The sequence below is a fragment of the Pseudanabaena cinerea FACHB-1277 genome, assembly GCF_014696345.1.
Classification (GTDB): Bacteria; Cyanobacteriota; Cyanobacteriia; order Pseudanabaenales; family Pseudanabaenaceae; genus Pseudanabaena; species Pseudanabaena cinerea.
The window spans coordinates 1-23,088 of record NZ_JACJPY010000073.1 but is presented as its reverse complement, the minus strand read 5'-3'; the positions used below and the strand labels follow the sequence as shown (position 1 = coordinate 23,088).

Genomic DNA, 23,088 nt, shown 5'->3' with positions numbered 1-23,088 from the left:
AGATGTGAATGCTGCTAAAAATATTCTTGCCGCAGGGCTTGCGGTTAATGTCTGTGGAGCGACTGTAAGACCCGAACAGAGTAAATCTGTTAAGGCTGGTGCTATGAAGCAGAAACCTAAGTCGTGAGTCTTAGGAATCCCCGTCGCTTCAGCGCGGGGCGGATGTCAAAAGAGCTAAACCCAATAAGTACTTTGAAGTTAAAAGCCTAAGAGAATGCTGACGCTAAGTGCCAGTATCTTCTTAGGCTTTTATTTTATCTAAACTCCCCAGGCGGGATTCGAACCTGCGACCGATCGGTTAACAGCCGATTGCTCTACCGCTGAGCTACTGAGGAATGTAGCTTTAGTCTATGCTCTAGTCCATAACTAGTAGGCTTTTGGGCTATCAGTTTTTTCTTGACTTCAGCGTTTATAACTATAGCAACAGTCGGTGCAATTTTGCAACCCCTTTTGAATGTTTTTTTGAGAGTCAGCGTTTGGTACTGACTCAAAACCCAGAAATACTTTGGAGAGTGGTGTCTCGCGCCCCTTTTACAAGTATTCTCGTACTAATCAAAACCGTCAAACAATACGAGCTAATCCCTTTTCATTCAAATCTTATTCAAAAATTGGTAATGTGGCACTTTGCGCTGTATCGCTAATCCTTTGGTTTGAATGTCTATTTTTAGGCTGGGAAGGGATTAATTTATTCAAGGTCAACTAGGCTAAGTCTTGAGGTTTGTTCTTTTCTACCTAGGGAAATTTCTAGTTTTTTCAGTAACTCGATGGTGATTTCGGCAAAGGCTTTTGCGCCGCTTGAGGTGGGGTTAGCAACAGATACGGGGATGAAGTTATCCACAGCCTTGGCGATATTGACATCGTTAGGAATCTTGGTTTTAAAAATTTTGGCACTACTAAAGTCTGTGGCTACCCGATCCATAACTTTTTGATAGTAGCGGCTCAGGGTAAAACCTGCGGACATACTAAAGACGATACCTAATAATTCAATATTTACAGAGTTGTCTTCACGGTAAACTTCACGCAATTTTTCGATACGCCTTTCTAGGAGTTGAATGCCAACGACAGAGAGCGGTTCTGGTCGGGCGGGCATGATGTAAAAGTCACTGGCGATGATGCTGCTACGGGTGATGAGGTTATAACCAGGGGCGCAGTCAAGAATTATGTAATCGTAATATTTCATTACGGGGGCAAGGATGCCTTTAATTAGGGTTTGCTCAAATCGACTCCATGTTGCTTGGAAGCTTTGTTTCTGCTCATAGAGTAGCGATCGGTTGTAGAGCATTTCTGACACTAGAAATTCGTCATATAAGTCAATATCGCCCACTAATAAATCTAATCCTTGGACTTTGCAGGCATGGGGTATTACAAGATCCCTAACCTGATATATTTTTTCTTCAGGATCGCTTACGGCTAAGCCATAGCGCTCGATCGCTTGACTAACGAGGGTTCTTAGGGTGCGATTTTCCTTACGACATTTGGCAAAATCGGCAGGGGAGATCATACTCAAGGAGGCGCTGATTTGGGTATCAAGATCCACGACTAAAACCTTTTTGCGATGGATTTTAGCGAGACAAGTGGCAATGTTGACGGTAATGGTAGTTTTACCGACTCCACCTTTCATGTTGACCGTGGCGATTACTTGAGCCATTGCTTGAATACCTTTAATAATATTCGTGATAGAAGTTTGAATTGTCGCATAAATTCTGTTTTAATTTCGGCTAATTTAAATTAGGGTTGACGACATGACCGCTTGTGGGATCTGGGATAAATAAGCCTAGTCGTAGCGATCGCAACATTGCTTCCCAAATAGGGAGCATGGCGGCTTCGTCGCTTGTCCAGTAGTCGAAGGTGATTAGTACTTGGATATTACCCCCGATGCCAACTAAAGTGCGTGAGGTTGCCTCTCTTTTTTCCTTAGCATCGATACAACGCAGAGATGAATAGGCAAGGCGCATCCCATCACGGCTGGCGCTAGTGATTTTGCTCTTATAAATGATGTCACGTTTATCATCTTCTAGGGCAGTTTGGAGCAGTACTTTGACAGGAAAGTTTTGCCAGTCATGGGGGGGGAGACGGTTGAAGGACATTTCTAAGCCTGCATTTTCGTTGGGTGGCTCCAAGTCATGAAAAACGACTGATTTCTTTTTGACTTTGATAATCCAATCCCTAGGAATGTCAAAGCGCACTGCCCCGCGATCAGCGACAAATATTTTATACCCTGCTTCCGATTCCCATCCGTGATCATCGCGGAGGTTAAAGTCTTGTTTGATCATGTTTTTGGATCATTTTTAGTTCATTTATGCTGTTACAAATAAGGGCAATAGAAATGCGAGTGCGATGCCGCCGATCACTACAAACTCAATAATCAGGGCAATGGAGCTATTAGGCTTAATCTTAAATCCTTTTAGCCAATTTTTGGGTAGATCGCTTTCCCGAATGCGCCAGTGATAAATCGATAATAACAATGGCAGACCCCCGACTTTGGTACTCATCAATAGGTGTAAAGCAATGCCGATCGCCATAATTATCCATGAAATTAAATGCCCGATATACCAGATATGATTTAGTTCGCCAGTGGGTAGCCAGATTTCCTGCATCATGCGTCCTGTAACCACGGCTAGGGTGGCGGCAATCAGCATAAAAGTATTAGTGAGGCGTTGCAGGGATACCCACCAGATTGGTTTGCCAACTTCGGTTAATTGCTGCCCTAATTGCTGCATTGATTGGGACTGTACGAGGCGGCGATCGCCGATATGAAAGCAGTAAACCGCAAAAATCGGTAGTAAGATCAAAAAAGTCAAGGCGATCGTGCCATGAATGCCTTGGGTATTAGGAACTATGGGCAGGTTGAGTGTGCCGAAGCGTTTGTCATAGCGGTCATAGACCATAAACCCAGTGAGCAGTGATCCAAATACAAGTAAGGCGATCGCGCTATGCAATAACCGTAAAAGAACAGGTTGATGAGGAGTGGTTGGCGACATGAATTTTTGGTTGTAAGTTGTATCGACAGGTTCTTGACAGCCTAGAAGTGCAAACTATTTTGATCAATTTATATTAACTTTTGCATTAACTTTATCTTAATTTATGACTCGAATTAATCTGCTGAATACGCACACTACTAGTTTCGGAGACTTAATTGGTAATGGCAAGATTTACCGAGTGCCAACCTTTCAGCGTGATTATTCTTGGCATGAAGAAAATTGGGAAGATCTTTGGCAGGATATTTTATTACTACACATCACTCCCAACTCTAGTCACTACATGGGATCGCTCGTTCTCCAAAGTTCTATCACTTCCGATAAAGAGTTTACCATCATTGATGGACAGCAACGGTTAGCCACTCTCAGTATTATGGCGATCGCTGTTATAGATAAAATCCAAAAATTAGTAGAGCGCGAAGACCATAAGGAAGCTAATCAAGAGCGGCAGGAGATCTTAAGACGCATTTATCTGAGTGACAGAGATCCGCTCTCTCTCCGTTATTCAAGCAAGATTATTTTAAATGAAAATAATAATGATTTCTATCAGAGTAATTTGATCAATTTCAGACAACCCCTTAATATTCGCTCTCTTTCAAAATCAAACCAGCGACTTTGGCAAGCTTTTCAATATTTTTCAAATCATTTAGAAAAACTTAAGGATGTTGTCCAGAGTGGCGAGAGACTAGCTGAGTTTCTCTATGTTGCTGATGAGAAGTTCTTGCAGGATTTCTCTTTACTCTCAATTTCTACCAAGGGACAGAAAAAGAGATTAGCGCGATATGTTTTAGGTAAGCTTGAGGTGGATAGATCGCGCATAGAGGTGAATGAGGATAGTTTTTCGATTGAGCATATCTTACCTGAATCACCCAATAGTAACTGGCAACAAAATTTCACCGATCTGCAAATGGAAGAAATGGTCTATCGCATTGGCAATTTGCCCCCTTTAGAACCGCATCTCAATCGGCAAGTGGGCAATGAGCTTTATTCGATCAAGCGAGAAGCTTATCAACAGAGTGTGTACAGGCTAACACAGAATATATTCGCTGAAGAATGGACTCCAGATACATTGGCTAGGCGACAGGAAGATTTGGCAAGGAGAGCTACCCACATTTGGAGATCTGATTTATAAAGGGAAGTCAATATATGGTAATGGATAAATCTACTCTGAATGATATGCCCCCGATCGCTGTTGCTGATATTGCCAAAATGGACATTGCCGAAACTATGCTGGCAGCTTGCGATCGCCACACTTTAGCAGGGCAGCGCGACTTTGCGATTTTGCGATTGTTGATTGATAGTTCTCTCAAGCGGCAGCAGGTCGTGGCGGTGAATGTGGGGGATTTTGATTTTGAGGGTTGTTCTTTGCGCGTACAACGGCAATATCAGCGCCAAGATCAAGAGCAAGATTCAGAATTAATTAGCCTGAGTGTAGAGACGGCTCATGCTTTGCAAGACTGGTTAAGCCTGACCTGCGATCCTAATGCAGAACCTTCGCAAATGCCGATGTTTACGGCTCTAGATCGGGCTAAGTATGGGCATCGTCTGACAGGAACTGCCATCTATGGCATTGTTAAGCGGGCGGCGAGAATTGCAGGAATTAGTGAGGCGATCGCCCCTGAGAAGTTGCGATTTTGCCATATTTCTCAAAACGGCAAGCTGAATCACCCCAATGAACTTGCTCAAGAGCCTAACTGTTCTCATTCCCACAATCAAGCAGCAATAGTTCTCTCGGAAACTGGTCTAGGAGCTAAAACACCCTATATCTTAGATGAATTTAGCCCCAATATTCTCACAGCCCTGCTCACGGACAAGCGTAGTCTCAATACTAGACGCGCCTACGAGAAGGATTTGGGTTATTTTTTTATGGCGGTCTTTGGTCAACCACCCCAAGAGGCAGCGATCGCTCAGTTTTTGCAGTTAAATCGATTTGATGCGATCGCGATCGTATTGCGCTACAAGTCGGATCTGATTGCCAAGGGGCTAAAAGAATCGACCATTAACCGCCGCTTGTCAGCATTAAAATCCTTAGTAAATTTTGCCGCCAAGCTTGGTAAATGTAACTGGAATCTAGATGATATTCAAACGGAAACCGTGCAGACATATCGCGATACGACTGGAATCAAGCCTGAGGGTATGCGCGAAATGCTGCTGAAGATTGATCGAGATAGTCCCAAGGGTAAGCGGGATTTTGCGATTTTAAGATTGCTTTGGGATAATGCACTGCGGCGGAATGAGGTGGTGGGTGCGAATATTGGCGACTTTGATTTTGAAGGGCGATCGCTGCAAATTTTGGGCAAAGGACGCGGCTCTCAAAAGAGTTCCATTAGCCTCAGCATAGGCACTGCTAAAGCGATTCAAGAATGGCTATCTGTCCGTGAGACTAAAGGCAAGGAGCAACCATTGTTCCCATCCCTTGATCCTGCCCATCGGGGACATAGGCTGACTGGCACTGCCATTTATCAAATTGTGGAAAAATTAGCGATCGCCGCAGGCATTACCAAAAAAATGTCGCCCCATCGCATCCGCCACTCGGCTATTACGGCAGCGCTAGATGCCACCAATGGCAATGTCCGCAAGGTACAGAAGTTATCGCGTCATAAAAAACTTGACACGCTCATGCTCTACGATGACAACCGCACTAATATGCAGGGAGAAGTATCAAGTTTGTTGGGCGATTTGATCTAGGCTATGAACAAGGGACTAAAGCTCCTTGGCTGATTGACCGACAAATATTTGGCAAATTCTCTCCAAAGCAGCAGGCAGCAGCAGCAGCCAGCAGGCAGCAGGCAGCAGGCAGCAGGCAGCAGCAGCAGCCAGCAGGCAGCAGGCAGCAGCAGTAGGCAGCAGCAGTAGGCAGCAGCAGTAGGCAGCAGCAGTAGGCAGCAGCAGTAGGCAGCAGCAGTAGGCAGCAGCAGTAGGCAGCAGCAGTAGGCAGCAGGCAGGATGCCTGCGCTACTACAGGAATTTTAAATTTGTGGGTCAGACATCTTGCCTGACAGGGGTTTCCGCCACTTTTATCAGTCAATTAGGATCGACAGTTAGGGGATGAAGTTGGTATAAGATAAAATACAAACCTTTTTTCAGCTTGGTTAAATACTTTCATGACTGCTCAGAAATATCACATCGTCACCTTTGGCTGCCAGATGAATAAAGCGGACTCGGAACGCATGGCAGGCGTTTTAGAAGATATGGGCTATCAGTCAACAGATGAAAGTGAAGAGGCAGATTTGATTTTGTACAATACCTGTAGTATTCGTGATAATGCGGAACAGAAGGTTTACTCGTATCTAGGTCGCCAAGTCAAACGCAAACGCGAAAACCCCAATTTAACCCTAGTTGTGGCGGGTTGTGTGGCGCAGCAGGAAGGTGAGGCGCTACTGCGGCGTGTACCTGAGTTAGATCTAGTAATGGGACCGCAGCACGTCAATCGGTTAGGGCATTTGCTAGAACAAGTTTTTAATGGCAATCAGGTTGCTGCCACCGAAGAAGCCTATATCGAAGAAGATATCACCACACCCCGCCGCCATAGTTCTGTATCGGCATGGGTAAATGTGATCTATGGTTGCAATGAAAACTGTACCTATTGCATCGTACCATCGGTGCGTGGTCGCGAGCAGTCGCGCACTCCAGAGGTGATTCGTCAAGAAATTGTCAACCTTGCGGCTCAGGGTTACAAAGAAATTACGCTGCTGGGTCAAAATATTGATGCCTATGGACGCGACCTACCCACAGGGGGGATTGGCGGCGGCGTTGGTGGCAAGATTACTTTTACTGACCTGCTGTACTATGTCCATGATGTCGAAGGGATCGATCGCATCCGTTATGCCACGAGTCATCCCCGTTACTTCAGCCCCCGACTGATCAAAGCCTGTGCGGAACTGCCCAAGGTTTGCGAACATTTTCATATTCCGTTCCAGTCTGGTGATAACGATATTCTGAAAGCAATGGCGCGAGGCTACACCCATGAGCGTTACCGCCGCATTATCGATGATATCCGCGCTGTTATGCCCGATGCGGCGATTACTGCCGATGCGATCGTGGCTTTCCCAGGGGAAACTGAGGAGCAGTTTGAGCGCACGGTTCAGATAGTTAACGACATTGGTTTTGATCTGGTTAATACTGCTGCCTACTCGCCACGTCCGGGGACACCTGCGGCGGTCTGGGAAAATCAATTGAGTGAGGAGATTAAAAGCGATCGCCTGCAACGACTCAACCATGCAGTTAATCAAAATGCTGCCATGCGATCGCAGCGTTATGCAGGACGCATCGAAGAAATTATGGTGGAAGGCACAAATCTCAAAAATCCTCATCAATTAATGGGGCGCACCCGCACTAATCGCATTGCCTTCACCGAAAACACTACGGGCAAATCCTTAGAAGATCTAATGGGTCAAACCCTTGCCATCAAAATTACGGAAGTTCGCCCCTTTAGTCTCACTGGCGTAATTCGTTAGTGTCTTTATTTATTCGCGCTCGACAAAACTGCAAAAATCGAGTGATTCTGCATCAAGGTTTCAAAAGACAAAAATTTGGAGCGTGAATAATTCATGACACTAACTCGAATCCATTTGAAAATGACAATTCAATCGAGATAATGTTTCGCATTGATTGGAGAAGAAATAATAACGCAGAGGTTATAAAAAATACTGATATGGGTTTGACGTTTTCATGAAATTACCTAATCCAACAAATGTGACACACTACTCTCATCATGCTCTCTATTCAAAACCTTAGCTACCATCCCCCCGCCACCCCCGAAGCCATTTTATGTAATATTTCCTTTAACCTATGCGATCGGCAATTGGGATTGATGGTTGGTCCTAGTGGCTCAGGCAAAAGCACCCTATTAGAAGTTCTATCAGGATTTGTCGATTGGACAGGAGGGCATATTTACTGGCATTCTCAAGAGCTAACCCCCGATCATTTACAACAAATTTCGGGGCTAGTATTTCAATTTCCTGAACGGCATTTTTGCGGCAGTACGATCTTAGAGGAACTGCGCTTGGGACATATGGATCTAGATCACGAACGCATTGATCATGCCCTTAGCGCTGTGGGGCTAGGTCATCTTGCCCCTAGCACTTCGCCGCAGTCCCTGAGTGGTGGTCAACAAAGACGCTTGGCGCTGGCGGTGCAGTTGATCCGTCAGCCCAGTGTGTTGCTGCTTGATGAACCCACCGCAGGGCTAGACTGGTCGATGCGAAAGCAAATTTTTAGTATTTTGCAAGAATTAAAAAAAGATTGGACAATTTTAGTTGTAACCCATGAGCCTGAAGAATTGAGTGCCATGGCTGATCAAACATGGACGATCGCCCACGGCAAAATTGCCTAAGCATTCTTCTCAATTAATCTTCTCAATATTTTTGCAAGATTTAAGCTTAAAGCCCTGTAGGCTATATTGCTAACCCGCCCAAATTACAAACCCATAAAGCTATGTTCACGGGACTAGTCCAAACCATCGGCATGATTGAACAACGCGATCGCCAGCATTTGACGATCCATTGTCCAGATTTGGTGGCACTGATTGCGATCGGTGACAGTGTGGCGGTGAATGGTGTCTGTCTTACCGCCACTCAGATTACTGATACTAACTTTGTTGCCGATGTCTCCCCTGAAACCTTGGGGCGTACTAATCTTGACGATCGCCGCCTAAAATATGTCAACTTAGAAACGGCTCTTGCGGTGGGCGATAAAATTGGTGGTCACTTTGTATCGGGGCATATTGATGGTGTCGGCATTCTCAATGAAATAAATCTAGTGGGTAATTCTTGGGAGCTAGGGTTTACAGCAATTCCTGACGTGGCGCGTTACATTGTATTTAAGGGCAGTATCGCCATCAATGGCATCAGCCTTACGGTTTCCTACTGCAATGATCTTGGTACTGAGTTTCGGGTGGCAGTGATTCCCCACACTTACGAAAATACCACGCTGAAATATTTACATATTGGCGATCGCGTCCATCTGGAAGGGGATTTACTGGGCAAATATGTGGAGAAGTTTCTTAAGGTTGGCAGCCTACCAACCTTGGGTATGCCATTGCCCACGATTACGCCCGAATTTTTGGCTAGTCATGGCTATTAATAGCAATTACTTTAGGGCAGTAGCGCCAAGTGCTGCCCTGTCCCTTGGCAATAAAGCTTAACCTAGACGATAGCCAAAGCCTCTGACCGTGACAATGTGCTTAGGATCGCTAGGGTCAACCTCAATTTTTTCGCGCAACCAACGAATATGCACATCAACGGTTTTGCTGTCGCCCACAAAGTCTATGCCCCATACCTTTTCTAGCAACTGCTCCCTTGACCACACACGGCGGGGATTGCTCATAAATAGGTCGAGCAGACGGAATTCTTTAGGAGAGAGATTTACTTCTGATTCATTAATCGTCACACGACATTCATCGGGATACATGGTGATATCACCAAATTTGTAAATAGGAGCATTAGTTGCTGTAACCTCACGACGGCTGCGGCGCAACAGGGCGCGACAACGGGCAACTAACTCTCTCATGCCAAAGGGTTTGCTGATGTAGTCATCGGCTCCGACTTCTAACCCAACGATGCGATCTGACTCACTCCCCCTAGCGCTAATCATTAGGACAGGCACATTACTACCCTCATGGCGGAGGATGCGGCAAAAGTCTAACCCATTGATGGAGGGAAGCATTACATCCAAAATTACTAAGTCCAACTTAGGGACTGTTTTGGTAATTTGCAAAGCATTGTAGCCATCTTCTGCTAAAAGAACTTGATATCCCTCCTCCCTCAAAGCTAGAGCGATCGCCTCCTGAATGATCGCCTCATCCTCTACGACTAGGACACAGCCAATAGTATTTTGGGCAACCATGCGAGACTGTTCTGTTAAGAGCATAAAATTTTTTGTACTAGGTTAGGACAACCGTATCCAATTTTACATTGATTGCAATACATGATTGCTATAGCCCAATAAACTTTAACAGGCTTTTTAGATTTTCATTGACCGATCGCGCCAGTTGGATATGGGGCTCATCAGCCTCAATGGGCAGAATTTGCGCCATATTGCCTTGACGGAACTGCTGGATCACCAGGTTAGCAGCCTCCAAACCAGTTACATAGGCCTTTTCCTGTGACCATGAGCCATGATTGGTGATAATCCAGTCGCCACTCATGTATAAATTAGGGATCGCCGTAATCGGGCGTAGCAAATGCTGATAGCTGCCAGGGGCGAAATGGCTAACGGCTTTGGGAAGACGGATCACACTGCTATCAATAATCTGGACATTTTTAAATTCAGGGATGCAGGTGGCTAAATATTGTTGGGCGATCGCCACGATCTCCGCATTGTCAAGGGGCAGAAATTGATTGGCGTGATAGAAGTCCACTTCAATGACAGAGCCTGTTTCGTTAGCATATTCATCATGGAGGGCATTGAGATCAAAGAATGTCCAGCCTGTGGTTTGGTCAAAGCCAAAGCAAGCATTGGAAGGACGGGGAATTTTGACAAGGCGATCGCACCAGAGCCTTACCGCCAATACATCCACCGCCCCCAGATTCATCAAATTCCGAAATTCGCGCTGCTTTTGTAATGCGGGGCTACTGGCGACAATCCTTTGCATTCCTGTGATCCCCACCGATGAAATCACCGCATCGGCTGGAAAATTTTCATCGCCACAAATTACGGCACTAATGCTACCCGACACATCTAATTTAAAATCACTAACACGGCGATTAGTCAGGATTTTGCCACCCAAAGCAGTGATGCGATCGCCCCAAGGCTGAAAGATCTTTGCGCCCACCGTGCCGCGACACCACACCACATCAAAATCCGCTTGGTGTGCCAAAATGAAGTAATAGAGCATCCCCAAAGCGGCGGCGGCGGAGCATTGTTCCCCTGGGGCAAATAGCCCCACCAATAGCATCGGCTCAAAGGATTCGCGATAAAGGCGATCGGACACGCCGTACTGTCGAAATAGCTCTCGCGCCGTCATGGCATCATAGCGCCGCCAAGCCGCATCGGAGTTGTCAAAATCAACAACTGCATACATTAACGGCAATGCCGATAGGCGATCGCTGAGGGGTAGTCTCTTAAACTGCGTATAGGCAAATGTGCCAAGGGGCGAAGGCAGGCGCGGCAAGTCCTGAAAAATTGGTGACTCCACCTCCAGACCTGCGGGAGAATATTGGGCAGAGCGCGTCCAAGGGGTGAAGGGATCAAGCTCAAGCTCTTTAACGAGGGCAAAAATATTGCGGTAAGGATACCAAAATCCATGAATACCCGCTTCTACGGAGCGACCAGATGCTGTTTTCCAACCCGACACCAGACCACCTGCCTGCGCCCCAGCTTCCAATAGGGTGACATCATAACCTTGTTTTGCTAGTTGGTAGGTTGCGCCCAAACCAGCCCAACCTGCACCCACGACAACTACCTTCGGACATTCGGTCATAATCTAAAGCCTTCTACTAATTTTAAATCCGTGCGAGTCAGTACCACAGGTGTGCATCAGCCCATAGCTATCGGCAATGTGACGAATTTCTTCGGTTTGACGGGGGCTAGGTTTCCAAGGATCGCTGTTGTCATAGCCGTAATAGGTTTCTACACCATCGATCCCTAGTGCCGCCGCCGTGGGGATCAAGTCTTCAGGCGATCGCCGATAGCGAGCAGGATGTGCCAATACTGCCAAACCTCCCGCTACGTGAAGCGACTTAATGACGCTAATTGCTTGATAGTCTAGCCCTGCGGTGGTTTTGCTCTGCAAATATGGCTGCATTGCCTCATGGTCAGGATCAAAGCCATAACCAAGGATATGCACTTCCGTGAAATTTAAGCTGGCATTAATCTCGATCCCTGACCATAATGTTGGTAATGCGTGGGGATCATGGGACTGGCTGATCACTTGATCAAGGTACTCCCTCGCAATGAAATATCCAGAGACGGCATGGTGATCGGTAATTGCTAAATGGCATACACCCAGCACGATCGCCTGCTGAATTAGGTCTATGGGCTGCATCTTACCGTCAGAATGGACTGTATGCAGGTGAAAATTGAGCCGATGGGGGCAACTCACGGCATCAACGGTCGCAAAGATTTTTCTTAGTCTGACAGTGGCGATCGACTCGGATACCACTAAGGGAGTTTGAATAATCATGATAAATCTCTACATAAGCAAGTCTTTAATAGTTCTTAACTTTTTAGCCGTAAATCTAACCAGCATCGGGTGTGAGATGAAAATATTAAGCACTAAAAATGCGAATTCAACACCAAAGGGACTGGAGTGACCACAAATTACCGTGGGCATTTACCCACAAAAATCTAAATCCGAAAATCAACAGCCCGAAAATCAAATAAAAAACCATCCATCGCAGCAGCATGGACTTATAGCAACATAGACAAAAACCCGTGAGCAAATTTCAATATGAAATATACGCATCAGTATTAATTTAGGATTAATACTGCGGATTGTATTGAGCCTGCTCGATCGCATAGCAATCAAGCTGAGACTCAGCAGCCTCGTAATAACTCGGTAACAACTCGCGGGTTTCAACTTTTCCCAGATTTAGCTCAATTTCCGCAGTAAGTGCAACGCATTCACTGCCTGATATGTTGATCGCTCGCTCAACGACTTTGCCATCTTTCCCGATTAAGTACTCGATACGCTGATACTGCGACATGGGGTTTCAGGAATTTCTCAATAATAACGATTGATTATATTCTAGCGTCTCTCTATCCAAAAAAAATCAAATTTCCGTAATCAATGGCATCCCATGATTTAATTTGGGGCAATGCACTATAAGCTTAGTTAGTAGTCAATTGGGCGCTTTGCGCTAGCCATGCTGCGATGTTTCATGGATTTATTAGTATTGATAAACCTGCTGCTATTACTGCCCATGACTGCGTAAGCAAATTACGTAAATTGCTGAAGCAGAAAAAAATTGGTCACGGGGGTACGCTTGACCCCATGGCAACGGGGGTATTGCCGATCGCGGTGGGAGATGCCACGCGCCTTTTACGCTTTTTACCAGAGGGTAAGGCTTATAACGCCAAAATTCGCTTTGGGGTGGTCACGAATACCGATGATATTACGGGGGAAGTGATTAGCGATCGCCCCTGTGATGATGCAATTACCCTAGAGGCAATTCAAGAGCTATTACCCCTATTTCAGGGCAGAATTGTCCAGCGTCCTCCTGCTTTTAGTGCAATTCAAATCGATGGTAAACGCCTCTATGATTTAGCTCGGCGCGGTGAGATTGCGGCTGAGGATGTGCCGACGCGCTTGGTGGAGATTACGGAGATCAGGGTGCTAGGTTGGCAAAGTGGCGCATATCCAGAGCTAGATCTGGCGATCGCCTGTGGCAGTGGCACATATATTAGAGCGATCGCCCGTGACCTTGGCGAAAAGTTGGGCTGTGGTGCAACCCTCGCAGGTTTACGGCGCACCTATAGCAATGGCTTTGACTTGGCGGCGAGTTTGACCTTTGAGCAAGTGGCAGCAAAATTGCAATCAGGAAATCTGCAAGTTCTCGCTCCCGATCATGGGTTGCATCTGTTGCCGATGGCTTTGTTAGATGCTGACAGTGCTAGACGTTGGCAGATGGGACAGGCGGTAAGCGCCGCTAATTTGTCGTTGCTAGGGGAGGACTCGGCTAATTCATTTGTACGCACCCATGATCAGGATCAGAGTTTTCTAGGGGTTAGTGAAGTGAGCGAAAATCTGCTGCATCCTGTGGTAGTGCTACCAAGGCATTAGTCGTTTACTTCTGGGTGAAAATATGGATTACAACCCTGTAGCCATCTATTACCCACAGCACCTCATGCTAAAATCCACGCAGCATATCTCTAGGGAGTTACTATGCAAATCACCGAAGCACCGATTAAAGCTACTGTTTCCCCATCAGTCCCCCCTTCAACCCACACTCTCCCTGATCATAAACAGTTACCCGAATCAGACGGAGCCTTTGTGAAAAACTTTCAGGAACACCCGCAAAGTATTGTTTTAACCAGCTCGATCGCCCCCGTTCTCCAAAAATTACATCCCGATGGACGCTACTGCATTGGTCAAGATAGTGGTATCTATTGGCGCTTAATGGAACCACCCGAAAAAGGAGCCGAAGCACCCGACTGGTTCTATGTACCGAATGTATCACCACTTCTCGATGGTGAATATCGCCGTTCCTATGTGTTGTGGAAAGAATTTATTGCGCCATTAATCGCGATCGAATTTGTGTCTGGCAGTGGAGCCGAAGAAAGGGATGCCACACCGCCCAGTGAAACGGAAAAAGCAGGCAAATTCTGGGTTTACGAACAGGCGATTCGGATTCCCTTTTATGTGATTTTTGATGGATTTAGGGACAATCTTGAGGCTTATCACTTGCTGGATGGTCGCTATGCCAAGATGCAACCTAATCAACGTGGACATTATGCGATCGCGCCGATGGGTGTAGAACTAGGATTAATCTTAGAGAATGGGGTGTCTTGGTTGCGCTGGTGGGACGAGTCAGGGAATTTATTGTTGACGGGCGATGAAAGGGCGGTGCAAGCTGAGGCGATCGCTGATCAACAAAAATTAATTGCCGATCAAGAGCGTCTAGCTAAGCAACAGGCTGAGGCGATCGCTGATCAACAAAAGGCGATCGCTGATCAAGCAACCCTAGCTCAACAGCAATCGGAGCAGAAAGCCCAACGATTAGCAGAAAGGCTGAGGGCATTGGGATACGATCCTGAAGATGTTTAAGGCGATCGCTATTCAAGAGCGTCAGCAAAAGGCAAAATTAGCCAATTATTTAAGGGCGATCAGCGTTGATCCTGATGCAATTTGATTTGGCAAGAAAACTTTGTTTCGGTGGTTGCTAAATTTTCGGTGTTTCCCAAATATCTCACCAATAGTTTAAGTTGTGCGGACTCATGATCAGAATCAGTATTTTTGAGGGGTTAGTGAAGTTATGGAAAATCTACTGCATCCTGTGGTGGTGTTACCAAGGCATTAGTTAAAAATGCTGAAAGGCAGATCCCATTGAAATCTCTGGATTTTCAGGGTTTGGGGCGATCGCTTGACCGATGATCATCGCTGTGGGTAAAGCTGCAACAAATTTATGGGCAATTTCTAAGGGCATAAACAACACCAATTCAAAATCTTCACCGCCATACAGCACCCAATCCCGCGCCCGCTCCCCTGCCAACTTCTGCACGACTATCGGTATTGGTAAAGCCTCCCAATCAATCTTTGCCCCCACACCACTAGCCCGACAGATCTGGGCGATCGCATCCCCTAAGCCATCGCTGCTATCCATACCTGCGATCAAGGGTGCTGCCAATTCTTGAGTAATCATTTGCAGGGTGGCGATCGCATCAAAACGGGGGATGGGGCGCTGATGACGGCGTATTGCTTCTTGTGATAGAACAGGCTCTAAATTGCTTGCCAAAACAGGATTCAGCAATAGTTCTAAACCCGCCTTAGCATACCCATGCACCCCCGTAATTACGATCGCATCCCCCACCCGCGCTCGATCTCTGCGGATAATTTGAGAATTAGCGACCTGTCCAAAGGCAGTCACAGATAGGGTACGGATCGGCGATCGCACCGTATCGCCGCCCACCAATTCGCCGCCATAGGTTTTCAAACATTCCCAAAAGCCGCGATAAACTCCCTCAATCCATGCCACAGTTGTATCCGCAGGTAAACCCACCGCTATTACTAAGCCCCAAGGCTGCGCCCCCATTGCCGCCAAGTCCGATAGATTCACCGCCGCCGCCCGCCAACCCACATCCTCGGCACTAGTGGTGCGATCGCTGAAATGCACCCCATCCACTAACATATCGGTAGTGACAACCATCTGGCGATCGCCTGTGGTCATACCCATGATCGCCGCATCATCGCCAACCACATCACTACAATATGGTTGCAGTAATCGAATTAGCCCCTGTTCACCTAATTCTTTGAGCGTGGTTTTGATCGTGGTCATGGTTAGCGCTGTATATAATAGACGATAGTCAAGCCTAACAGAACTACCATGAATATCATTGTCGAAAAACTTGTTGCCGAAGCCAAAGAAACCGCTAGTAAACTAGGCATCCAAAAATTTGATATCTATGGAGGCATCACCGATGAAATTAGTGTAGAGGTGGATAGCGGTGCAACCAAACAAGTTTCGGCATCCGATCGCGCAGGGATCACCGTGAGGGTCTGGAATGATCAAGCAACGGTGGGCGTAACCTCCACCACTAATGTCGATCGCATAGGTTTAGAACTGGCGCTCCAAAGTGCCTATGAAGCCAGTTTCTTTGGTGCGAAGGAATATATTCCCGATTTTAGTCCTCAGGCGATCGCTGCTATTCCTGAACGGGAACCCCAAACTGCGCCCTCAGTGCCAATTGAGAAATTGGTAACAACTTTGTTAGATGCGGAAAAGGAATTGCTGGAATCCGATCCAGCGATCGCGGGTGTTCCTTACAATGGTCTATCGCAGCGCCACTTTACCCGCTTCTATCTCAATAGTGATGGTGCAATGCGAAGTGAGTCGAGTTCCTTTAGTTCGATTTATCTCTACACTAAAACTGAAGTGGCGGATAAGAAACCCCGTAGTGCGGGGGCATATCGGGTCAGTCGTGATTTTGCGGAGCTAGATGTCAAAGGCTGCATCACCGAAACCGCTACCAAAACCATTAGCCATCTGAATTACGACAAAATCAAATCTGGTAAATATTTAGTAGTATTTTCTCCAGAAGCTTTTTTAAGTTTAGTTAGTGCCTTTTCCAGTTTATTCAATGCTCAGAGCATTCTCGATAAAAATAGTCTCTCCACACCAGATTCCCTTGGCAAGGCGATCGCTGCGCCCTTGTTAAATGTTAGTGATGATGAACTGCATTTTGGTAATGTCGGTGCATCAACCTTTGATGGTGAAGGCACACCGACCCGCCGCACTCCCTTGATTGTCGATGGTGTTCTCACTAATTTTCTGCATAGTTCTGTAACTGCTAAGCGGTTAAATGCTGCGCCCACAGGCAATGCCAGTATTGGCGCGAAGGTTTCCGTCAGCCCCAACTTTTTCCATGTGGAACGGAGCAACGCTGCTAATGCTGACAATGAGAAAGTACTAGATCTAAAAACTGCTGAAAATGTAATTTTAATCGATGATTTGCAAGCTCTCCATGCAGGGGTGCAACCTTCGCAAGGTTCCTTCTCGCTGCCCTTTGATGGTTGGATTGTCAATAAGGGCGATCGCGTCAGTGTGGAGTCGGCAACAGTGGCAGGAGATATTTTGGAGTTGCTCAAGGCAATTGTCTATGTGGAGCCTGATGTCAAAGTAACCTCTTCGGGTGTGGCTCCCCATGTGTGGGTTGAGGGGCTATCAATTACTGGCGAAGGTTAGTTCGTGGCGATCGCTACTTTCATATTTAGCTATCTAGCGATCGCTTGACTAGAGAACTTTTAAGCGCTCAATGGTTCGAGATATTCGCATAGTGTTCTGGGCTGTGGAATTAGCATTCCATCTTCAGCGAGAGCCTCTAAATGAAAAGCGATCGCTTCTTGGATCAGAGTTCTAACTTCATCGACAGTTTCAGATGAAAGCAGACAGCATCATAGTTGGGATTGTTTTCAACATCAATTTCTCTTTGGGCAGTCGCAAAGTCTCCCTCTGCTTTATCAACCCATTCTTGCGTAATTGGCTTCATGGAGAATACGACCTCTTTTGAGAATGTCTTGAATAAAAAAATCACCCATATCTAAACGCTGTTGAATTTGTTTGGATGTCCGAGCGATTAAATCTAGTGAGAAAGTGGGTCTGAGTTTTTTGCGAATTTCGATCGCTTTATAAACTGGTAGTCCTTCAAATTGCAATATCACCAGTAAATCAACGTCGGAGTCTTGGTTTGGTTGTCCATAGGCATAGGAGCCAAACAGAATAATTTGTTCGGGCTGGAATTGCTCGACAATCTGTTGGCTAAATGATTGAATTTGGCTATGGCTAATCATTTGACTAAAGCTTAATGGCTTAGTTCTTTTTTATCATAACATTTGGGCGATCGCTACTTTCATTTTTTGCCATAGGCGCTGTTAACTGGTAGTCAATGATAAGGGTTGAATAGAAGACAAATCAGTACTTTCTGCTAATTGGGCGTGATATAAATCCCAAGATTGTTGTAGGTTCATCCAGAAGTCTGGTGATGTGGAGAAGAATTTTCCTAAGCGTAAGGCTGTGCTGGGGGTGATGCCGCGCCGACAGTTGACGATTTCGTTGATCCTTTGGTAGGGGACATGGATTGCGTCGGCTAGTTGTCGCTGGGTTAGGTTATATGGAGATAGAAATTCTTCGAGGAGCATTTCCCCAGGATGGGTCGGTGGGCGATGGGTGGGAATGTAAGGCATATTTTTTTGGTTGGTGTTGTAAGTGAGTTTTTGATTAGTTATTGGCAATTAATGGTAATCGATGATTTCGACTTGTTCGGCTCCTGTTTCTGTCCAGATAAAGCAAATGCGATATTGAGCGTTGATGCGAATACTATGTTGCCCAGCGCGATCGCCTAATAATGTTTCTAGTCGATTATTAGGCGGCATCCGCAAGTCTTGTAAGCTAATGGCGGCGTTGATTTGGTCGAGTTTACGGGTTGCGACTCGATTAAGCGATACGGGACAAGTTTTTCTAGCTTCCTTTGTGTTTTTGCCATCAAAGATATCGCGTGTGCCTTGATTTTTGAAGTAGATAATCATTGTAGCATGGTAGCACGGATGTCATGCTATATATTGCCTAGGTTGATCGCTACTCTCATATTTTGTCATAGGCTAGTAAATTTTCATCTGGTAAGCGGAGAGAACTACAGATCATTTGGAGTTTGGGCTTGAGGTAATGGGATGGGAGCAAAAGCCTTTGTGTCGTCTTGGTTTATTTGATAGGCGAGATCAGCTTCTTCTAATCTTTCTAAAATGGGGAGAAGTTCGCTAAAAGTGCTGACTCCTAACTCTTGTAGATCTGCCATAGTGATTTCTTCAGAAACGATACGGCGTTTGTCTAATAAAGCTCGTACTCTCTCTTCTTGGAAACTTAATGCAGCTTGAAGGCGCAAACTTGGTGCAGCAGCTTTCAAACCTTTTTCTAATACATCTGGATTAATGACTTCTACTTGAAGCTCGGACGCAGTTAAAAGGACTGTACTACCTAAGCGGTTGAACAGTCGTGGCTTACCGAGAGAAACCTCACAAAACTTCTTAGCTGTTTCAGGTAAAAATGGCAGTACGGAGCGAGGATCGTTAATGTCTTTACAGTCATTTTTGATTCGCACGCTATTAAGATAATTGATCAACATCTGATAAGTTGTGGGTTGATCTAGCTCTTTGAGTTCTAGTTGCAGGTCAAACAATCCGCGCTCACTGGTTAATAGATCTCCTGTCATTGGATGTCCTGTTAACAAGAACCATGCTCTGCCTTTGAGCATTCCTTGAGCATCGTGCATGAGTTTTCTGACTGTGCTTGGATCTTGCTTATCGAGGTCGTCAATGGCAATAACAACTCCGTCGCCATATATTTTTTGCGCTCTCTCTATCAATTTGTCTAAGCTTTCGGTTGGATGCTGCGACTTGATGAATGGTAAATCTTTTTCGCTTAGTTCAGCTTCGGCAACCAGCTTCATCCCAACTTTTGTAGTTCGTTCTTTTAAGGATCTATCAATCGGAATGCCCATCTGATGAAGTTGTTGTTGCGCCCATTCGTCATTAGGCATAGCTTGTGCTAAAGCAATTAAGGCAGTAGTGGCAAGGTCTTGGTTAGCTGGTAGGGAAGTATAGACAGTTAACATCTTTGGACGGGTACGACTCAACACAGATAGAACTTCATGTAAAAAGGCGCTTTTGCCAATGCCAATTCTCCCAGAGATCAATATACGACGACGTTCACGACTTTGGAATAAGTTGAATACTTGACGCAGTTCAGTTTTTCGTCCTGTAAAAATAAGATCTAGTGTTTTACTTTGTGTCTTATTTTGCGGTTCAATTGGACTTTCAGTAAATGGACTTTGTGATAATCCTAGCTTACGGATATCGTCAAAGGCTTGGTAAAACAGATCGTCAGCAGTGGTCATACATATACCTCGGTAGTTTGTCGTTCTAGGGCGCGTTGTGCAGCTTGACAGATATTGTCAATTTCATTAGCTAAGTCGTTTTTGTGCAGTTGAAGATAGCCTTCACGAGCTTGAGTTAGCTCAGAAATTCCTTTTTTGAGATGTCCTTGAGATACGAGAACATTGCCCAAACCTGCGCGACTCTTTACAACTCCAAGATTATCTCGTAAATGATCGTATAACCTCAAGGCATCACGATAATAAAGTCGGGCTTTGTCTAGGTCAGACATGATTTCGTAGGCGCGACCTGTCTGATATAGAGCATTGGCATGGGCTAGAGGTTCATCTCCTGTTCTGAGTTGCGTAAGACTGTTGAGCAACATTTGCAGTCCTTCTTGCCATTCACCATCGCTAACAAGTCGGCTACCCAAGATAACCTGTGTGGTGGGTAATGCTTGCCAAATTTGTTTGCGATCGTAATGCTCTGGACTAATGGCATCAAGGGCAATTTTATAGGCTTGCATTGCTTGCTCTAGGTCGGCGGCATTTTTAGTATGTTCATAACGACGGGAGAGGGCATTGCCTAGTCGATAGTTTGTATCAATGTAGTCGGGACTACCTACTACAGCCAGTTCTAGAGATGATTGAAGCAGCTCAATGGCAGTATCTAAGTCTGTACAACTATTTGTTAACTCGGCACGTTTTATGAATGCTTCTGCTAGGTGCGCCTGATTAGTTGACCATTTTTGAGGATATGACTCACGAGTGAAAATTTGAGCGGCTTGATTGTAGAGATAAATTGCTTGTTCAAGATTATCCGCACGTTCTCCACAAATGCGATCTCTATAAGCAGTGCCTAAGTTTTCTTGCTCTTGTGCCCAATGTTCAGGAAAAGCATCACGGGTATAGATCTGTAAAGCTAATTGCAAATAAATTATCGCCTGTTCAATATTATCTGCACGTTTGCCCCTGATGCGATTCCAATAAGCTGTTGCTAAATTGTTTTGAGTCATTGCCCAATCTTCAGGAAAAGCACCATGGGTATAGACCAGTAAAGCTAATTCAAAGGAAGCGATCGCCAGCTCAATATTATCGGCACGTTCGCCTCTGATGCGATTGCTGTAGGCATTACCCAAATTGTTTTGAGTACCTGCCCACTTTTCAGGAAAAGCATCACGGGTATAGACCAGTAAAGCTAATTCAAAGGAAGCGATCGCCAGTTCAATATTATCGGCACGTTCGCCTCTGATGCGATTGCTGTAGGCATTACCCAAATTGTTTTGAGTACCTGCCCACTTTTCAGGAAAAGCATCACGGGTTCTAACCAGTAAAGCTAATTCAAAGGAAGCGATCGCCAGTTCAATATTATCGGCACGTTCGCCTCTGATGCGATTGCTGTAAGCTAGACCCAAATTGTTCTGAGTCATTGCCCACTTTTCAGGAAAAGCATCACGGGTATAGACCAGTAAAGCTAATTCATAGGAAGTGATCGCCAGTTCAATATTATCGGCACGTTCTTCTCTGATGCGATCACTGTAGGCAATACCCAAATTGTTTTGAGTCGTTGCCCACTTTTCAGGAAAAGCATCACGGGTTCTAACCAGTAAAGCTAATTCATAGGAAGCGATCGCCTGTTCAATATTATCTGCTCGTTCTCCTCTGATGCGCTTGCTGTAGGCACTACCCAAATTGTTTTGACTACCTGCCCAATCTTCAGGAAAAGCATCACGGGTATAAACCTGTAAAGCTAATTCATAGGAAGCGATCGCCTGTTCAATATTATCTGCTCGTTCTCCTCTGATGCGCTTGCTGTAAGCATTACCCAAGTTGTTTTGAGTACCTGCCCATTCTTTTGGAAAAAAGTTGCGCGTAAAAACTTTAAGAATTTGCTGCAATGCGGTGATGCCTAACTCTAGATTGAGAGCGCGATCGCCTAAAGGAAAATCTCGAATTACTGTACCAAAGTTTCCAAATAATGCGGCTATTGGATATTGCTCTTGAGAGGTTTTATTTTTTGTAAGATCTCGAAATAGTGCTGGTAAAGACTTTAATAAGGACTCATTTAGCTCTGACAAATGGGATGAGAAAAACTGGTGAGCCTTTTTAAGATCTGGATTGGCTTCCCAATATTTTTGGAATTTAAGTATAAATTGCTTGGCACTTTGACTAGATCCAGATTTAGCGCCGCCAAAACCCTTATTCGCCATTTGCTACATACCCTTTGTCATTGAGAAAAGAATGCTTAATATTTTAGACTAAATAACTAGGCTAAAGGAAAATGTGAATAATATAGATCTCAGAATTTGTGTGAGACTACCAAAAGTAATCTGCGATCGCCAAGTTTTCTTAATTTTGCCATCCTCAAGCTTGACGGGAATATTCTGAGTGCGATCGCTATCATTTGCCATAATTTACTGCTCTCGATTACTAAAGCGCTAGATTTTGATTTTACACTTTTGGGTCAAGAGATTAGCCAAATAGTTAAAGATGCGCTGAAAAATAGTGAGTGTAGCGCTGAATGTTCCAAAGAATGTATCTTCGGCAAATGTGGATAAGATGATAATGTCTTGACAAAATCAAGCAAGCTGGATAATATCAAGCACATGAACTCAGCCTATTTTGCAGGTATTCAGTAAAAAATAGTATGTTGATAGAATTTAGAGTCTCCAACTATAGATCAATAGGCGAAGAGCAAATATTAAGCCTAGTACCTGCGCCAAAGCAAAAAGAGCATCCAGACAATGTTATTAGGAATGGCAAACATGAGGCATTGAATGTTGTAGCTATTTATGGTGCTAATGCAAGCGGCAAATCGAATTTGCTGAAAGCTATGGTTACTCTAGACATGATTATTAATCTTTCTGCAAAATTTTCTTCTACTCAAAAACTACCATACGAACCTTTTTTATTAAGAGAAAGATGGAATGAAAAACCTACTTTCTATGAACTTACTTTTTTAGTAGGAAAAATCAGGTATAGATATGCTGACGGGGCGACAAAAGATATGGGAAGTATGAGTAGATGGGGATTTGAGGATTTAAGATAAAAAAGATAGGTCAAGTCATAGTAAGTATGACCTATCTAG

Annotated in this window: 24 protein-coding genes, 1 tRNA gene and 1 pseudogene; 10 read left to right on the top strand and 16 right to left on the bottom strand. The window is 45.1% G+C overall.

Annotated elements, in window-relative coordinates; translation table 11 throughout:
* A pseudogene (locus tag H6F44_RS24105) lies at window positions 1-127 on the top strand (RNA-guided endonuclease TnpB family protein); the annotation flags it as partial.
* 136 nt (window positions 128-263) lie between these two features.
* Here H6F44_RS24105 and H6F44_RS17790 read toward each other — a convergent pair.
* The 4 genes from H6F44_RS17790 to H6F44_RS17775 form a co-directional block, all read right to left on the bottom strand.
* Window positions 264-335, bottom strand: a tRNA-Asn gene (locus tag H6F44_RS17790).
* A 350-nt stretch (window positions 336-685) separates the two neighbouring features.
* The gene (locus tag H6F44_RS17785) at window positions 686-1,648 is read right to left on the bottom strand and encodes a ParA family protein (protein ID WP_190352374.1); all 963 of its coding nucleotides are present in this window, start codon (window positions 1,646-1,648) and stop codon (window positions 686-688) included.
* A gap of 70 nt (window positions 1,649-1,718) precedes the next feature.
* Window positions 1,719-2,273 (bottom strand): DcrB/PsbP domain-containing protein, encoded by a 555-nt coding sequence (locus H6F44_RS17780; protein WP_190352373.1) that lies wholly within the window; start codon window positions 2,271-2,273, stop codon window positions 1,719-1,721.
* Between the two features lie 24 nt (window positions 2,274-2,297).
* Complete coding sequence (locus H6F44_RS17775) at window positions 2,298-2,981, bottom strand: cytochrome b/b6 domain-containing protein (RefSeq protein ID WP_190352372.1); 684 nt, start codon at window positions 2,979-2,981, stop codon at window positions 2,298-2,300.
* A gap of 103 nt (window positions 2,982-3,084) precedes the next feature.
* Here H6F44_RS17775 and H6F44_RS17770 point away from each other — a divergent pair, with 103 nt between their 5' ends.
* From H6F44_RS17770 to H6F44_RS17750, 5 genes are all read left to right on the top strand, one after another.
* Window positions 3,085-4,110 (top strand): DUF262 domain-containing protein, encoded by a 1,026-nt coding sequence (locus H6F44_RS17770; RefSeq protein WP_190352371.1) that lies wholly within the window; start codon window positions 3,085-3,087, stop codon window positions 4,108-4,110.
* A gap of 20 nt (window positions 4,111-4,130) precedes the next feature.
* Window positions 4,131-5,666: a tyrosine-type recombinase/integrase gene (locus H6F44_RS17765; protein ID WP_190352370.1), complete on the top strand. Its 1,536-nt coding sequence runs from the start codon at window positions 4,131-4,133 to the stop codon at window positions 5,664-5,666.
* A 416-nt stretch (window positions 5,667-6,082) separates the two neighbouring features.
* Window positions 6,083-7,435 (top strand): tRNA (N6-isopentenyl adenosine(37)-C2)-methylthiotransferase MiaB, encoded by a 1,353-nt coding sequence (gene miaB / locus H6F44_RS17760; protein WP_190352369.1) that lies wholly within the window; start codon window positions 6,083-6,085, stop codon window positions 7,433-7,435.
* Between the two features lie 257 nt (window positions 7,436-7,692).
* Window positions 7,693-8,313: an ABC transporter ATP-binding protein gene (locus H6F44_RS17755; protein WP_190352368.1), complete on the top strand. Its 621-nt coding sequence runs from the start codon at window positions 7,693-7,695 to the stop codon at window positions 8,311-8,313.
* 101 nt (window positions 8,314-8,414) lie between these two features.
* The gene (locus tag H6F44_RS17750; RefSeq protein WP_190352367.1) at window positions 8,415-9,062 is read left to right on the top strand and encodes a riboflavin synthase; all 648 of its coding nucleotides are present in this window, start codon (window positions 8,415-8,417) and stop codon (window positions 9,060-9,062) included.
* 57 nt (window positions 9,063-9,119) lie between these two features.
* Here H6F44_RS17750 and H6F44_RS17745 read toward each other — a convergent pair whose 3' ends face one another.
* The 4 genes from H6F44_RS17745 to H6F44_RS17730 form a co-directional block, all read right to left on the bottom strand.
* Complete coding sequence (locus H6F44_RS17745) at window positions 9,120-9,848, bottom strand: winged helix-turn-helix domain-containing protein (RefSeq protein ID WP_190352366.1); 729 nt, start codon at window positions 9,846-9,848, stop codon at window positions 9,120-9,122.
* Between the two features lie 64 nt (window positions 9,849-9,912).
* Window positions 9,913-11,400, bottom strand: coding sequence for a hydroxysqualene dehydroxylase (locus tag H6F44_RS17740; protein WP_190352365.1), 1,488 nt, complete (start codon window positions 11,398-11,400; stop codon window positions 9,913-9,915).
* 3 nt (window positions 11,401-11,403) lie between these two features.
* A complete protein-coding gene (locus H6F44_RS17735) occupies window positions 11,404-12,102 on the bottom strand; it encodes a PHP domain-containing protein (RefSeq protein WP_190352364.1) in 699 nt (232 codons plus the stop codon).
* 298 nt (window positions 12,103-12,400) lie between these two features.
* The gene (locus H6F44_RS17730; protein ID WP_190352363.1) at window positions 12,401-12,625 is read right to left on the bottom strand and encodes a DUF2997 domain-containing protein; all 225 of its coding nucleotides are present in this window, start codon (window positions 12,623-12,625) and stop codon (window positions 12,401-12,403) included.
* A 167-nt stretch (window positions 12,626-12,792) separates the two neighbouring features.
* Here H6F44_RS17730 and truB point away from each other — a divergent pair, with 167 nt between their 5' ends.
* Together truB and H6F44_RS17720 are read left to right on the top strand one after the other, a co-directional pair.
* Window positions 12,793-13,701 (top strand): tRNA pseudouridine(55) synthase TruB, encoded by a 909-nt coding sequence (truB, locus tag H6F44_RS17725; RefSeq protein ID WP_190352362.1) that lies wholly within the window; start codon window positions 12,793-12,795, stop codon window positions 13,699-13,701.
* Window positions 13,702-13,803: 102 nt separating this feature from the next.
* Complete coding sequence (locus tag H6F44_RS17720; RefSeq protein ID WP_190352361.1) at window positions 13,804-14,685, top strand: Uma2 family endonuclease; 882 nt, start codon at window positions 13,804-13,806, stop codon at window positions 14,683-14,685.
* Between the two features lie 253 nt (window positions 14,686-14,938).
* On the opposite strand, the gene thiL is transcribed toward H6F44_RS17720, so the two are convergent.
* Entirely contained in the window at window positions 14,939-15,913 is a 975-nt protein-coding gene (gene thiL, locus H6F44_RS17715; RefSeq protein WP_190352360.1) for a thiamine-phosphate kinase, read from the bottom strand.
* Window positions 15,914-15,961: 48 nt separating this feature from the next.
* Between thiL and H6F44_RS17710 the strand changes: the two genes are divergently transcribed.
* A complete protein-coding gene (locus H6F44_RS17710; RefSeq protein ID WP_190352359.1) occupies window positions 15,962-17,320 on the top strand; it encodes a TldD/PmbA family protein in 1,359 nt (452 codons plus the stop codon).
* Window positions 17,321-17,483: 163 nt separating this feature from the next.
* Here H6F44_RS17710 and H6F44_RS17700 read toward each other — a convergent pair whose 3' ends face one another.
* The 7 genes from H6F44_RS17700 to H6F44_RS17670 all read right to left on the bottom strand — a co-directional run bounded on the left by H6F44_RS17700 (window position 17,484) and on the right by H6F44_RS17670 (window position 22,411).
* A complete protein-coding gene (locus tag H6F44_RS17700; protein ID WP_190352358.1) occupies window positions 17,484-17,624 on the bottom strand; it encodes a hypothetical protein in 141 nt (46 codons plus the stop codon).
* Window positions 17,596-17,925 (bottom strand): nucleotidyltransferase domain-containing protein, encoded by a 330-nt coding sequence (locus H6F44_RS17695; protein WP_190352357.1) that lies wholly within the window; start codon window positions 17,923-17,925, stop codon window positions 17,596-17,598. Before H6F44_RS17695 ends, H6F44_RS17700 begins: the two co-directional genes overlap by 29 nt.
* An 81-nt stretch (window positions 17,926-18,006) precedes the next feature.
* Window positions 18,007-18,318 carry a HigA family addiction module antitoxin gene (locus tag H6F44_RS17690; RefSeq protein WP_190352356.1) on the bottom strand — a complete coding sequence of 104 codons (312 nt, stop codon included), beginning with the start codon at window positions 18,316-18,318 and terminating at the stop codon, window positions 18,007-18,009.
* Window positions 18,319-18,366: 48 nt separating this feature from the next.
* A complete protein-coding gene (locus H6F44_RS17685) occupies window positions 18,367-18,660 on the bottom strand; it encodes a type II toxin-antitoxin system RelE/ParE family toxin (protein WP_190352355.1) in 294 nt (97 codons plus the stop codon).
* A gap of 104 nt (window positions 18,661-18,764) precedes the next feature.
* On the bottom strand, window positions 18,765-20,024 hold the full coding sequence (locus H6F44_RS17680) for an ATP-binding protein (RefSeq protein ID WP_190352354.1): 1,260 nt from the start codon (window positions 20,022-20,024) through the stop codon (window positions 18,765-18,767).
* Window positions 20,021-22,210, bottom strand: a complete 2,190-nt coding sequence (locus tag H6F44_RS17675; protein WP_190352353.1) for a tetratricopeptide repeat protein — start codon at window positions 22,208-22,210, stop codon at window positions 20,021-20,023. The genes H6F44_RS17680 and H6F44_RS17675 overlap by 4 nt, the downstream gene beginning before the upstream one ends.
* Window positions 22,211-22,258: 48 nt before the next feature.
* Window positions 22,259-22,411: a hypothetical protein gene (locus H6F44_RS17670; RefSeq protein ID WP_190352352.1), complete on the bottom strand. Its 153-nt coding sequence runs from the start codon at window positions 22,409-22,411 to the stop codon at window positions 22,259-22,261.
* A gap of 236 nt (window positions 22,412-22,647) precedes the next feature.
* Here H6F44_RS17670 and H6F44_RS17665 point away from each other — a divergent pair, with 236 nt between their 5' ends.
* Window positions 22,648-23,049, top strand: coding sequence for an AAA family ATPase (locus H6F44_RS17665; protein ID WP_199302182.1), 402 nt, complete (start codon window positions 22,648-22,650; stop codon window positions 23,047-23,049).
* The last annotated feature ends 39 nt before the right edge of the window (window positions 23,050-23,088 follow it).